The organism is Pseudomonas frederiksbergensis (genome assembly GCF_003732665.1).
GTDB lineage: Bacteria > Pseudomonadota > Gammaproteobacteria > Pseudomonadales > Pseudomonadaceae > Aquipseudomonas > Aquipseudomonas frederiksbergensis_G.
The window spans coordinates 110046-122842 of sequence record NZ_MOBP01000013.1; the positions used below are offsets into that span (position 1 = coordinate 110046).

The window sequence follows — 12797 nt, forward strand, 5'->3', positions numbered from 1 at the left end:
ACGTCACCATGTCGATATTGCAGGCCATCAGAACCTTCCTCTTTTACCTGCTGCTGGGCACCAGCTCTTTGCTTTGGTGCAGCCTGAGCTTTTTTATCGCGCCTTTTCTGCCGTTCAAGGCGCGCTATCGCTTTATCAATGTGTACTGGTGCCGCTGCGCCTTGTGGCTGAGCAAAGTATTTCTGGGCATCACCTACGAAATCAAAGGCGCCGAGAACGTGCCTGACCGGCCCTGCGTGATTCAGTCGAACCACCAGAGCACCTGGGAGACGTTCTTTCTCTCGGCTTATTTCGAGCCGTTGAGCCAGGTCCTCAAGCGTTCCCTGCTCTTTGTGCCGTTCTTCGGCTGGGCCATGGCGATGCTGCGACCGATCGCCATCGACCGCGATAACCCGAAAGCCGCGCTCAAGCATGTGGCGAAAAAAGGCGATGAGCTACTGAAGGATGGCGTCTGGGTGCTGATCTTCCCGGAAGGCACCCGCGTTCCCTACGGCACTGTCGGAAAGTTCTCACGCGGTGGCAGCGCTTTGGCAGTCAACGCCGAACTTCCAGTACTGCCGATTGCACACAATGCCGGCAAGTTCTGGCCGAAAACCGGTTGGGCAAAGAAGCAGGGCGTGATCACCGTGATCATCGGCGAACCGATGTACGCCGAAGGCACTGGGCCGCGCGCCATTGCGGCATTGAACGACCGGGTCCAGGCCTGGAACGAGCAGATGCAGCGAGACATGGGTTCGTTGCCACCAGCACCTCAGGCGCCGGTCGAAACGGATCAAGTGGCTGTCTGAGATTCTGTGGATAACCTGTGTACCGTTTTGTTGAAAAACGGCGTATTTAGTTCATAGCCTCATGATTTACATACATATTTCCTAAGCTCATAAAATTCCGAAAAAGGTGCATAAGTTTTTTTCGGACGTAAAAAAACCGGCTGATATAGCCGGTTTTTTTATGCCCGCGATTTATTCATCCAGCATAGGAAAATGCAGGCTGAAACAGGTGCCTTTGCCGACCTCGCTTTGGCATTCGATCCGACCACCGTGGTGGTCCACAACGGCTTTAACCATCGACAAACCCAACCCCACGCCATCGACGCCTTGCGCCGAGGCAAAGCGCCGGTACTGACTGAACAGCTCGGGCAATTCATCGGCGGCGATGCCTTTGCCCTGATCGATCAGTTCACATTTCAGCCAACCGTCACTGCATTTGACGTGCAAGCGGATGCGGGTGCCGGCATTGCTGTACTTGATGGCGTTTTCCAACAGATTGAACAATGCCCGGGTCAGCAGCCCCTGATCGGCCATGATCATGCTTTCCTGAGCATCGTCCTCCAGGTGATGAATCAGCTCGATCTGTTTCAACTGCGCGATGCTCAGGGCCTGATCAAATACATCCAGCACCAGCATGGCGAACAGACTGGGCTGAAATTCGTACGCCTCTGACTCCGCCCGGGCCAATTGCACGAAACCGTCGGTGAGGTCCAAGGCCCTGCGCACCTGGCGCTCGATTTGATCGAATAGCTGCGTGTCGCCGCCGACCTGCTGTCGATGCACGTCGAGCAGGGCAAGGATCGCCGAATGCGGCGCGCGCAGATCATGGGACAAAAACCGCAATAGCACGCCGCGCTGTTCCTCGGCATCGCGCTCGACACTCAGGTCGGTCAGGCTCAGCAGCCAGCCAATCGGCGTTTCTCCGTCCACCGGCAACAGTGCTGCGCGTTCCAGACGCAAGCTGCGGCCCTTGATGTCCCTGAACTCCAACAAGGTCAAGTTCGATAAAGGCGGGCGCGAGCCATCGAGCAGCTCCGGATAACCCAGTCGCGCCAGTTGTTCGAGCACGTCGTCACCCACCAGTTCGGCGCCGAACACGTCCCGGGCGTTGCGGTTGCCGAGCAAGATCCGCCCTTGGGGATCGCTGATCAAGGTAGCCACCGGCAGATATTCCAGACCATCGGCTATAAAACGCCGGGTATCGCGGGTGCGGCTCATGGCTTGTTCCAGGGCCATGATTTGCCTCTGCAATGGATCGCCGGTGGGAAACTGCACGCGGCGGCGTTCCGGGAACACTTTCGGTTCGTTGTCCAGGCGCGCCAGCTCCCAACCGAAATAGGTCAGCACCACACTCAAGCGTCGCCAGTTCCAGATCAGGTAACCGAACAGCATGCCCATCAGGCTCGCCGCCGGGGACCACCACCAATGCAATTCGGCCAGGCCGGCGCCGATCAACAGTGCGCAGCTCATGCCGCCCAATGTCAGCCAGAGCGCAAGACGCGGACGAAGCAGCATCAAGCCAAGTACGCAGGCGACCAGACTGACCGACAACAACGCCCCGACTGCACCCGAACCTTCAAGCTCGCCGGATTGGGCGCTGTAGGAAAGCAGGGCCGTCAGCGGCAGCAGGACCAGACTTATCCACAACCATTCCCTGACCAGTTGCCGAAACAGGCGCTGGACCTGAGTGGGCTCGCGACTTTCGCGGCGGCGCTGATTCGTCATGGGAAAGAGTGATAGAAGAGGAGGGTGGGAATTAGGTTCATGAGTCACTGGTCTGATTGGCATGTTGAACCTGAAGAATCATAGCGGACGACGACCAACGGGGCGCCGCTTACTTTCACTCCCCAGGCCGAGCCGGTATCGTCTACCGCCCATCCGCCATCATGGAATTCCCGTAAATGCGTATCGCGATACTGGACGATGAACCCGCCGAACTGCGCCGGGTGGAGCAAACCCTGCGGCAAATGGCCGAACCGGGCGAACAGCCCTGGGCATTGCACAGCTTCGAGCGTGGGGAAGACCTGTTGCGACAGCTGCGCCGGGAAACTTTCGACTTGCTGATCCTCGACTGGCAACTGCCCGACCTCAGCGGCCTTTCGCTGCTGCGCTGGACCCGCGAACACATGGACGCCCCACCGGCCGCCATCATGCTCACCAGCCGCGACGCCGAGAGCGACATCGTCCAGGCACTCAACGCCGGGGCCGACGACTACGTCAGCAAACCGTTCCGTCCCAACGAATTGAAAGCCCGGGTTGGCGCCGTCTTGCGCAGGCATAGCCAGCAACGGGCAACGGTTGCCGACGTCTTAAGTTTCAATGACCTGGTATTCGACGACGCCGAGCTCACCGTCACCCGCGCCGGCACGCCTATCGCCATGACTGAACGGGAATATAGCCTGGCCCGTTGCCTGTTCACCAACCTTGGCCGGCCGTTGTCTCGGGAATATCTCTATGGACGCTTCTGGAGCCATGAAGAGATGGTGTCTTCACGGCCACTGGACACTCATATTTATCGACTGCGAAACAAGCTGGGGCTGACGGCGGATCGGGGTTGGCAGTTGTTGACGATTTACGGGTATGGGTATCGGTTGGAGAGTGTGGGGTCCACCTCCGAGTAAAGCGCCGCACTCCTGTAGGAGCTGCCGAAGGCTGCGATCTTTTGATTTTCTAGAAGCCATAAAAAAGGCCAACGCATGTGCGTTGGCCTTTTTCATTATGGCGTTACCGTTGGATCAGAAGTCCAGGTTGGAAACCGCCAGAGCATTGCTTTCGATGAAGTCACGGCGGGGTTCGACCGCATCACCCATCAGGGTGTTGAAGATCTGGTCCGCGCCAATGGCGTCTTCGATGGTCACTTTGAGCATCCGGCGCTGAGCTGGGTCCATGGTGGTCTCCCACAGCTGATCCGGGTTCATCTCGCCCAGACCTTTGTATCGCTGGATGGTGTGACGCTTGGTGCTTTCAGCCATCAGCCATTCAAGGGCTTCCTTGAATTCGGTGACCGGCTTCTTGCGCTCGCCGCGCTGGATGTACGCGCCGTCGTCGAGCAAGGTGCTCAGTTGAGCGCCCAGGGAAACAACGGTTTTGTAATCGTTGCTGCCGAAGAAGTCGCGGTTGAACGTGATGTAGTTCGACAGGCCGTGGGAGATCAGTTCGACCTCTGGCAGCCAGACGTTACGTTCACGGTCTTCACGCAGGCTGGCTTTGTAGACCAGGCCCGATTTCTCGACGGTACGCAGACGCACTTCGAACTGCGCCATCCAGTCCTGCATCGCTGCGTGATCGGACAGTTGCTCCATGCTGACCGCTGGCAGGTAGATGAAGTGCTCGGTCAGTTCCTGTGGGTACAGGCGCGACAGACGCTTGAGCGTCTTCATCACCAGGCGGAAGTCATTCACCAGACGCTCAAGGGCTTCACCGGAGATACCCGGCGCTTCTTCGTTCAGGTGCAGGCTCGCGTCTTCCAGGGCCGACTGCGTCATGTACTCTTCCATGGCGTCGTCGTCTTTGATGTATTGCTCTTGCTTGCCTTTCTTGACCTTGTACAGCGGCGGCTGGGCGATGTAGATGTAGCCGCGCTCGATCAGCTCCGGCAACTGACGGAAGAAGAAGGTCAGCAGCAGTGTGCGGATGTGCGAACCGTCGACGTCAGCATCGGTCATGATGATGATGTTGTGGTAGCGCAGCTTGTCGATGTTGTACTCGTCGCGGCCGATGCCGCAGCCCAGGGCGGTGATCAAGGTGCCCACTTCTTGCGAAGAGATCATCTTGTCGAAACGCGCTTTCTCGACGTTCAGGATCTTGCCCTTGAGCGGCAGGATGGCCTGGGTGCGACGGTTACGTCCCTGCTTGGCGGAACCGCCAGCAGAGTCACCTTCCACCAGGTACAGTTCGGACAGGGCAGGGTCTTTTTCCTGGCAGTCAGCCAGTTTGCCCGGCAAGCCGGCGATATCCAGCGCGCCTTTACGACGGGTCATCTCACGGGCTTTACGCGCCGCTTCACGAGCACGGGCAGCGTCGATCATCTTGCCGACGACCAGTTTTGCTTCGTTCGGGTTTTCCAGCAGGAAGTCGGAGAAGTACTTGCCCATTTCCTGTTCGACTGCGGTCTTCACTTCGGAAGAAACCAGCTTGTCTTTAGTCTGGGAGCTGAACTTCGGATCCGGTACTTTCACCGAAATGATCGCGGTCAGGCCTTCACGGGCATCATCACCGGTGGTGGCGACTTTGTGCTTCTTCGCCAGGCCTTCCGCTTCGATGTAGGTGTTGAGGTTACGCGTCAGTGCGGAACGGAAACCCACCAGGTGAGTACCGCCATCGCGCTGTGGAATGTTGTTGGTGAAGCACAACAGGTTCTCGTTGAAGCTGTCGTTCCACTGCAGGGCGATTTCCACGCCGATGCCGTCTTCACGCTGGATGTTGAAGTGGAACACCTGGTTGACCGGGGTCTTGTTGGTGTTCAGGTATTCAACGAATGCACGCAGGCCGCCTTCGTACTTGAACAGTTCTTCCTTACCGCTGCGCTCGTCCTTGAGGACGATGCCGACACCGGAGTTGAGGAAGGACAGTTCACGAATCCGCTTGGCCAGGATGTCCCAGCTGAAGTGGATGTTCTTGAAGGTCAGGTCGGAGGGCTTGAAGTGAATCTGGGTGCCGGTAGTTTCGCTCTCGCCGACGATTTTCATCGGCTCTTTCGGAACACCGTGGATGTAGGTCTGTTCCCAGATCTTGCCACTGCGGCGAACGGTCAGGACCAATTCTTCCGACAGGGCGTTCACCACCGACACGCCTACACCGTGCAGACCGCCGGATACTTTGTAGGAGTTGTCGTCGAACTTACCGCCGGCGTGCAGCACGGTCATGATGACCTCGGCTGCGGAAACGCCTTCTTCTTTATGCACGTCTACCGGGATGCCACGGCCGTTGTCGCGAACGGTGATGGATTCATCCGGGTGAATAATGATGCTGATGTCGTCACAGTGGCCAGCGAGCGCTTCATCGATGGAGTTGTCGACTACCTCGAAGACCATGTGGTGCAGACCGCTACCATCGTCGGTGTCACCAATGTACATACCGGGACGTTTGCGTACGGCATCCAGGCCTTTCAGCACTTTAATGCTCGTTGAGTCGTAGGTATTCGTATTTTCTTCGCTCAATGCCTTCACTCCCGATGGTCGTGGGTCTGGGTGATACGGCCCTGTTCCACGTGGAACAGAGCGACTGGCGTTTCCGTCTGCCAGCCTTCCCTCAATAATTCGTGATCTACACAGGTGATAAACACCTGGCAGCGTAAGTCTTCCAGCAAGCGGCAAAGCGCACGGCGGTGTTGCTCGTCCAGTTCGGACGGCAGGTCATCCACCAGATAAATACACTGGCCGCGTCGGGCCTGGCTAACCAAGTGCCCCTGGGCAATCCGCAATGCACAGACCACCAACTTCTGCTGACCCCGGGACAAGATGTCCGCGGCGTTATGTGCGCCCAATCGAAGACGCAAATCAGCGCGTTGTGGTCCGGCCTGGGTATGACCCATTTGCTGATCCCGTTGAAGGGACCCGGCGAGCACTGCACTCAGCTCACGGTCCTTATCCCAACCTCGGTAATAGCTGAGCGTTAAGCCCTCGAGCTCAACCAGCTCGCTCAAGGTCTGTTCAAAGACTGGTTTCAAAGCTTTGATGTAAGCGCGGCGGTATTCATCAATTTCTGTGCTGGCCTGGCACAGTTCCCTGTCCCAAACCGCCTGCGAAACGGCGTCAAGTGTACCATGCCGCAGCCAAGAGTTTCTCTGGCGCAGGGCCTTCTGCAAGCGCTGCCAGGTGGACATGAAACGCGGTTCCACGTGGAACACACCCCAGTCGAGAAACTGCCTCCGAATCTTCGGCGCCCCCTCCAACAGCCGGAAGCTGTCGGGGTTGATGAGCTGTAATGGCAGGATTTCCGCCAGTTGCGCCGCGCTGCGGGCGTTCTGACCGTCGATGCGGATCTGGAATTCACCTTGGCGGTCCCGAGATATCCCCAACGCGCTGTGCCCGCCCTCGGCCAATTCCACCTGACCAAACACCGTGCACGCCAATTGCTCGTACTGAATCACGGGTAAAAGACGGCTGCTACGAAACGAACGGGCAAGCCCCAGCAGATGAATGGCTTCCAGAACACTGGTTTTGCCGCTGCCGTTGGCGCCGTAAAGAATGTTGATTCGGGGAGAGGGGGAGAAGGTCACCGGGTGCAGATTGCGCACCGCGGTGACCGAGACGCGACTTAAGGACATCTAGCTTCTGCTGGGCATGATTACAGACGCATCGGCATGACAACATAAGCCGAGTCGTCGTTGTCGGATTCTTGCACCAGCGCACTGCTGTTGGAGTCGGACAGGATCAGGCGAACCTGCTCGGTGGTCATCACGCCCAGCACGTCGAGCAAGTAGCTCACGTTGAAGCCGATTTCCAGATTGCCGCCGTTGTACTCGACGCCGACTTCTTCTTCCGCTTCTTCCTGCTCCGGGTTGTTCGCCTGGATTTTCAACTGACCGTTGGCCAGTTGCAGACGGATACCACGGTACTTCTCGTTGGACAGAATCGCGGTACGGCTGAAGGCTTCACGCAGAGCCTGACGATCACCCAACACCAGCTTGTCGCCACCCTTCGGCAGAACACGCTCGTAATCCGGGAATTTGCCGTCGACCAGTTTCGAAGTGAAGGTGAACTCGCCAGTGGTCGCACGAATGTGGTGCTGACCCAGGACGATGCTGACCAGACCATCCGGCTCGGTCAGCAGGCGCGCCAACTCAAGGATACCCTTGCGCGGCACGATCACCTGGTGACGATCCGGCTGACCGATATCGGCCTTCATCGAGCACATGGCCAGACGGTGGCCATCGGTGGCCACGGCGCGGATGATGCCTTCGGAGACTTCCAGCAGCATGCCGTTGAGGTAATAACGCACGTCCTGCTGGGCCATGGCGAAGCTGGTGCGTTCGATCAAACGACGCAGTTTGCTTTGCTCCAGGCTGCAAGTCAGCGAACCCGGGCCTTCTTCCACCGTCGGGAAATCGTTGGCCGGCAGGGTCGACAGGGTGAAGCGGCTACGGCCAGCCTTCACCACGAGCTTCTGCTCATCGACCTTGATGTCGATCAGCGCGTCGTTCGGCAGGCTTTTGCAGATGTCCATCAGCTTGCGCGCAGGCACGGTGATAGAACCTGGATCAGCCGGCTCTTCGAGTTGCACACGACCGACCAGCTCGACTTCCAGGTCAGTACCGGTCAGCGACAGTTGCTGGCCTTCGACAACCAGCAGCACGTTGGAGAGCACCGGCAAGGTCTGTCGGCGCTCAACGACGCCTGCGACCAGTTGCAGGGGTTTCAACAGGGCTTCGCGTTGAATGGTGAAATGCATGGTCTAGTCCCTTGCCTTAATAAGCTGCGCTGGTGTTCATCAAGTGGTCAGTGTACGCAGCAGGTTCTTGTAGTCCTCGCGGATGTCCGCGTCGGATTCCTTAAGTTCGTTGATCTTGCGGCAGGCGTGCAAAACGGTCGTGTGGTCGCGGCCGCCAAACACATCGCCGATTTCCGGCAGGCTGTGGTTAGTCAACTCTTTGGAGAGGGCCATTGCAACCTGACGCGGACGTGCGACCGAACGTGAACGACGTTTGGACAGCAGGTCGGAGATCTTGATCTTGTAGTACTCGGCGACGGTGCGCTGAATGTTATCCACAGAGACCAGTTTGTCTTGCAGCGCCAACAAGTCCTTCAGGGATTCGCGGATCAACTCGATGGTGATGTCACGACCCATGAAGTGTGAGTGGGCGATCACGCGCTTCAGCGCGCCTTCCAGCTCACGGACGTTGGAGCGAATACGTTGGGCAATGAAGAACGCCGCATCGTGGGGCAGATCGACTTTGGCCTGGTCGGCCTTTTTCATCAGGATCGCCACGCGGGTTTCCAGCTCCGGCGGCTCGACGGCCACCGTCAGGCCCCAGCCGAAGCGAGACTTGAGGCGTTCTTCGAGGCCTTCGATTTCTTTCGGGTAGCGGTCACTGGTGAGAATGACCTGTTGGCCACCTTCAAGCAGGGCGTTGAAGGTGTGGAAAAACTCTTCCTGGGAACGTTCCTTGCGGGCGAAGAACTGAATGTCGTCGATCAGCAGGGCGTCCACCGAACGGTAGAAGCGCTTGAATTCATTGATGGCGTTCAGTTGCAGAGCCTTGACCATGTCGGCCACGAAACGCTCGGAATGCAGGTACACGACCTTGGCATTCGGGTTCTTCTTTAATAGATGGTTACCCACCGCGTGCATCAAGTGGGTTTTACCCAAGCCGACGCCACCATAAAGGAAGAGCGGGTTGTAACCGTGCTTGGGGTTGTCCGCCACTTGCCAGGCCGCAGCCCGGGCCAATTGGTTGGACTTACCTTCGACGAAGTTCTCGAAGGTGAAGGTGCGGTTCAGGTAGCTGGTGTGCTTGAGCGCGCCTTCAACCTGCACGGTGCGCTGTTCGGCGCGAACCGGGGCCTGTTGCGAACTGGCGCCGGCCATCGGGTCGAAGCTGTCGCGGGACGGCTCTTCACTGACTTCGGCTACTTTTTGCGTGGCCCGTTTGGTCTGGGTAGCAACCGGGGCAGGGGCCGGCGCGCTGACCGGTGCCTGGGCGGCTTGAGCCTGGGACGCGGCGGCTGCGAGCGGGGCATTGGGTGCCGCGCGGGGTGCCGAACTGCGTTTGCTGCCTATTAATAAGGAAAGCGCCGGCGCCATGCCATTGCCATGCTCATCCAGCAGTTCGAGGACGCGGCCCAGGTACTTTTCGTTGACCCAGTCGAGAACAAAACGATTCGGTGCGTAGACACGCAACTCGTCGCCTTCGGCTTCGACCTGTAGTGGACGGATCCAAGTGTTGAATTGTTGGGCAGGCAGCTCATCGCGCAAAAGCTCCACGCACTGCTGCCAAAGTTCCACTGACACGGATATCCCCTAAGTTGAAAGCCGGTGAGGCAAAAACAAGCGGCCATTGTAGCGGCCAGACGCCCACTTATCCACATGCAGGTTGCGCACAGGCCATGAATTATCAATGCGTTAACCACTGAAAAGGCGACCAACGGTATGTGCATAAGCTCTGTGGATAACCCCCCATGAGGGCACTGGACAAGTGGGGGGCAAACTCGGTGGATAACTGGCCTGTGGATAACTGGCCATTCCACACACAGCTTATCCGACAGCGCAGCACAGGCTGACCACCGTTTTCCACCGTAGTTGTCATTCTCTGTACATCACGGGTTAGAAGGGCTTAAGGCAGTTATCCACAGCAGATGGCGTCCCTAGCTTTTATAAGCTTTACAAAAAAGCTTTAAATAATTCCCTTCTTTATTTCTATATCTAGCGAACAGGGTCCAAGCGCGAAAACCCCTGGAGATCTATTTATAAGGAAACGTTGGTTGGAAATTGACCTAGAGGCTTGCTTTCTCTAGAATCCCCGGTCTCTTAAAACGGGGGCCATTCCGGCCCGTTGTGGACGAACCAGGTAACACGACAATGAAACGTACTTTCCAACCAAGCACTATCAAACGCGCTCGTACCCACGGTTTCCGTGCTCGCATGGCTACCAAGAACGGTCGTGCCGTCCTGTCGCGTCGTCGCGCCAAAGGTCGTGCGCGTCTGGCAGTTTGATAATCCGGCACTGGAGGTGAGTCAGGACTTCAGTCGGGAAAAGCGTTTGCTTACCCCCCGGCATTTCAAGGCAGTCTTTGACTCCCCTACCGGCAAGGTTCCGGGGAAAAATCTCCTGCTCCTTGCGCGCAACAACGATCTTGATCACCCCCGTCTCGGGCTGGTTATCGGGAAAAAGAGCGTAAAGCTCTCCGTCGAGCGCAATCGCCTCAAACGTCTGATGCGCGAATCGTTCCGTCTGCACCAGGATTCACTGGTCGGCTGGGACATTGTTATCGTCGCGCGCAAAGGTTTGGGGGACGTAGAAAACCCCGAATTGATTCAGCATTTCGGCAAACTCTGGAAGCGTCTGGCACGCAGCACGCCAGTACCAGCAGTCAAAACCGAAACTGTAGGGGTAGACAGTCCCGATGCGTAAACTGGCACTCGTTCCGATCCAGTTTTATCGCTATGCCATTAGTCCCCTGATGGCCAGTCACTGTCGTTTCTACCCCAGTTGTTCCTGCTACGCGTATGAAGCCATAGAAAATCATGGCCTTCTGCGCGGTGGCTGGCTGGCCTTTCGTCGTTTAGGTCGCTGTCATCCGTGGAATCCCGGTGGTTATGACCCGGTTCCACCTATCCCTACCTCCCGTTCTTCTTCGATGGCCGAGTAATCATGGATATCAAACGCACGATCCTGATCGTCGCCCTGGCAATCGTGTCCTACGTTATGGTCCTTAAATGGAACCAGGACTATGGCCAGGCTGCCCTGCCGACTCAGAATGTTGCTTCCAGTACTACCGCACCGGGCCTACCGGACACGGCGACTGGCAATAATGCTTCTGTCAGTGACGACATTCCACGCGCCGCAAGCGATACCAGTGCCACTGCACCTGCTGAAACACCAGTAGCTGTAAGCAAAGACCTCATCCAGATCAAAACGGATGTGCTCAACCTGGCAATCGACCCACAGGGTGGTGATGTTGCTCAGTTGACGTTGCCGCTGTATCCACGTCGCCAGGACCACCCGGAAATTCCATTCCAGTTGTTCGATAATGGCAACGAGCGGACGTATCTGGCCCAGAGCGGTTTGATCGGCACCGACGGTCCGGACGCAAGTCCAACCGGTCGCCCGGTTTACGCCTCGGAGAAGAAGATCTACCAGTTGGCTGACGGTCAGGACCAATTGGTCGTGGACCTGAAGTTCAGCAAGGACGGCGTCAACTACATCAAGCGTTTCACCGTGAAACGTGGCCTGTATGACGTAACCGTTTCCTACCTGATCGACAACGAAAGCGCCAAGCCTTGGTCCGGCGCGATGTTCGCGCAACTCAAGCGTGACGCCAGTTCCGATCCGTCTTCCAGCACCGCCACCGGCACCGCGACTTACTTGGGCGCAGCGCTGTGGACAAGTAACGAGCCGTACAAGAAAGTGTCGATGAAGGACATGGACAAGGCTCAGCTGAAAGAAACCGTTAACGGTGGTTGGGTTGCCTGGTTGCAACACTACTTCGTGACCGCGTGGATTCCGGCGAAGGGCGAAAACAATGTCGTCCAGACCCGTAAAGACAGCAAAGGCAACTACATCATCGGTTACACCGCTCCGGCAGTGACCGTTGCGCCAGGTGCCAAAGGTGAAGTCAGCGCTGTTCTGTACGCCGGCCCGAAAAGCCAGGCTGTGCTGAAAGAGTTGTCCCCAGGTCTGGAACTGACCGTCGACTACGGCATTCTGTGGTTCATTGCCCAGCCAATCTTCTGGCTGCTGCAACATATCCACGCCATCGTCGGTAACTGGGGCTGGTCGATCATCTTCCTGACCATGCTGATCAAAGGGCTTTTCTTCCCTCTGTCGGCAGCCAGCTACAAATCCATGGCGCGCATGCGTGCAGTGGCACCGAAACTGGCGCTGCTGAAAGAACAACATGGCGACGACCGGCAGAAAATGTCCCAAGCCATGATGGAGCTGTACAAGAAAGAGAAGATCAATCCACTGGGCGGTTGCTTGCCAATCCTGGTGCAGATGCCGGTTTTCCTTTCGTTGTACTGGGTTCTTCTGGAAAGCGTGGAAATGCGCCAAGCGCCGTTCATGCTGTGGATTACTGACCTGTCGATCAAGGATCCGTTCTTCATTCTGCCGATCATCATGGGTGCAACCATGTTTATCCAGCAGCGGTTGAACCCGACACCTCCGGATCCGATGCAGGCCAAGGTGATGAAGCTGATGCCAATCATCTTCACCTTCTTCTTCCTGTGGTTCCCGGCGGGTCTGGTGCTGTACTGGGTGGTCAACAACTGCCTGTCCATCAGCCAACAGTGGTACATCACTCGTAAGATCGAAGCTGCTACCAAAAAAGCCGCTGCGTAACTTACTCTGTGGATAACCACTCAAAACGC

Annotated in this window: 11 protein-coding genes; 6 read left to right on the forward strand and 5 right to left on the reverse strand. The window is 57.2% G+C overall.

Annotation, left to right across the window (positions count from 1 at the left end; translation table 11 throughout):
• Positions 1-8: 8 nt before the first annotated feature.
• A complete protein-coding gene (locus BK665_RS20935; protein WP_123408547.1) occupies positions 9-788 on the forward strand; it encodes a lysophospholipid acyltransferase family protein in 780 nt (259 codons plus the stop codon).
• Between the two features lie 171 nt (positions 789-959).
• Here the strand turns inward: BK665_RS20935 and BK665_RS20940 are convergent, their stop codons facing one another.
• Positions 960-2492 (reverse strand): sensor histidine kinase, encoded by a 1533-nt coding sequence (locus tag BK665_RS20940; protein WP_123408548.1) that lies wholly within the window; start codon positions 2490-2492, stop codon positions 960-962.
• 176 nt (positions 2493-2668) lie between these two features.
• On the opposite strand from BK665_RS20940, the gene BK665_RS20945 reads away from it, so the two are divergent.
• Positions 2669-3388 (forward strand): response regulator transcription factor, encoded by a 720-nt coding sequence (locus BK665_RS20945; RefSeq protein WP_123408549.1) that lies wholly within the window; start codon positions 2669-2671, stop codon positions 3386-3388.
• Between the two features lie 114 nt (positions 3389-3502).
• On the opposite strand, the gene gyrB is transcribed toward BK665_RS20945, so the two are convergent.
• The 4 genes from gyrB to dnaA are packed head-to-tail and all read right to left on the reverse strand — an operon-like array spanning position 3503 to position 9719.
• Complete coding sequence (gene gyrB, locus BK665_RS20950) at positions 3503-5926, reverse strand: DNA topoisomerase (ATP-hydrolyzing) subunit B (protein ID WP_123408550.1); 2424 nt, start codon at positions 5924-5926, stop codon at positions 3503-3505.
• 5 nt (positions 5927-5931) lie between these two features.
• Positions 5932-7035: a DNA replication/repair protein RecF gene (recF, locus tag BK665_RS20955; protein ID WP_123408551.1), complete on the reverse strand. Its 1104-nt coding sequence runs from the start codon at positions 7033-7035 to the stop codon at positions 5932-5934.
• Between the two features lie 20 nt (positions 7036-7055).
• Positions 7056-8159, reverse strand: a complete 1104-nt coding sequence (gene dnaN, locus BK665_RS20960) for a DNA polymerase III subunit beta (RefSeq protein ID WP_054048133.1) — start codon at positions 8157-8159, stop codon at positions 7056-7058.
• Between the two features lie 39 nt (positions 8160-8198).
• Positions 8199-9719 carry a chromosomal replication initiator protein DnaA gene (gene dnaA / locus BK665_RS20965; RefSeq protein WP_123408552.1) on the reverse strand — a complete coding sequence of 507 codons (1521 nt, stop codon included), beginning with the start codon at positions 9717-9719 and terminating at the stop codon, positions 8199-8201.
• A 567-nt stretch (positions 9720-10286) separates the two neighbouring features.
• On the opposite strand from dnaA, the gene rpmH reads away from it, so the two are divergent.
• From rpmH to yidC, 4 genes are read left to right on the forward strand one after another with little or no spacing between them, the layout of a single operon-like run.
• On the forward strand, positions 10287-10421 hold the full coding sequence (gene rpmH, locus BK665_RS20970) for a 50S ribosomal protein L34 (RefSeq protein ID WP_003213577.1): 135 nt from the start codon (positions 10287-10289) through the stop codon (positions 10419-10421).
• Positions 10422-10437: 16 nt separating this feature from the next.
• Entirely contained in the window at positions 10438-10839 is a 402-nt protein-coding gene (rnpA, locus tag BK665_RS20975; protein WP_027926203.1) for a ribonuclease P protein component, read from the forward strand.
• Complete coding sequence (yidD, locus tag BK665_RS20980) at positions 10832-11077, forward strand: membrane protein insertion efficiency factor YidD (protein WP_080761984.1); 246 nt, start codon at positions 10832-10834, stop codon at positions 11075-11077. The genes rnpA and yidD overlap by 8 nt, the downstream gene beginning before the upstream one ends.
• Before the next feature lie 2 nt (positions 11078-11079).
• Entirely contained in the window at positions 11080-12768 is a 1689-nt protein-coding gene (gene yidC / locus BK665_RS20985) for a membrane protein insertase YidC (RefSeq protein ID WP_123408553.1), read from the forward strand.
• Positions 12769-12797 lie beyond the last annotated feature (29 nt).

Bases quoted from the DNA above. Each gene is read 5' to 3' on its own strand.
- BK665_RS20935 (WP_123408547.1), top strand. From the start codon at position 9: ATGTCGATATTGCAGGCCATCAGAACCTTCCTCTTTTACCTGCTGCTG.
- BK665_RS20940 (WP_123408548.1), bottom strand. From the start codon at position 2,492: ATGACGAATCAGCGCCGCCGCGAAAGTCGCGAGCCCACTCAGGTCCAG.
- dnaN (WP_054048133.1), bottom strand. From the start codon at position 8,159: ATGCATTTCACCATTCAACGCGAAGCCCTGTTGAAACCCCTGCAACTG.
- yidD (WP_080761984.1), top strand. From the start codon at position 10,832: ATGCGTAAACTGGCACTCGTTCCGATCCAGTTTTATCGCTATGCCATT.
- recF (WP_123408551.1), bottom strand. From the start codon at position 7,035: ATGTCCTTAAGTCGCGTCTCGGTCACCGCGGTGCGCAATCTGCACCCG.
- BK665_RS20945 (WP_123408549.1), top strand. From the start codon at position 2,669: ATGCGTATCGCGATACTGGACGATGAACCCGCCGAACTGCGCCGGGTG.
- rpmH (WP_003213577.1), top strand. From the start codon at position 10,287: ATGAAACGTACTTTCCAACCAAGCACTATCAAACGCGCTCGTACCCAC.
- yidC (WP_123408553.1), top strand. From the start codon at position 11,080: ATGGATATCAAACGCACGATCCTGATCGTCGCCCTGGCAATCGTGTCC.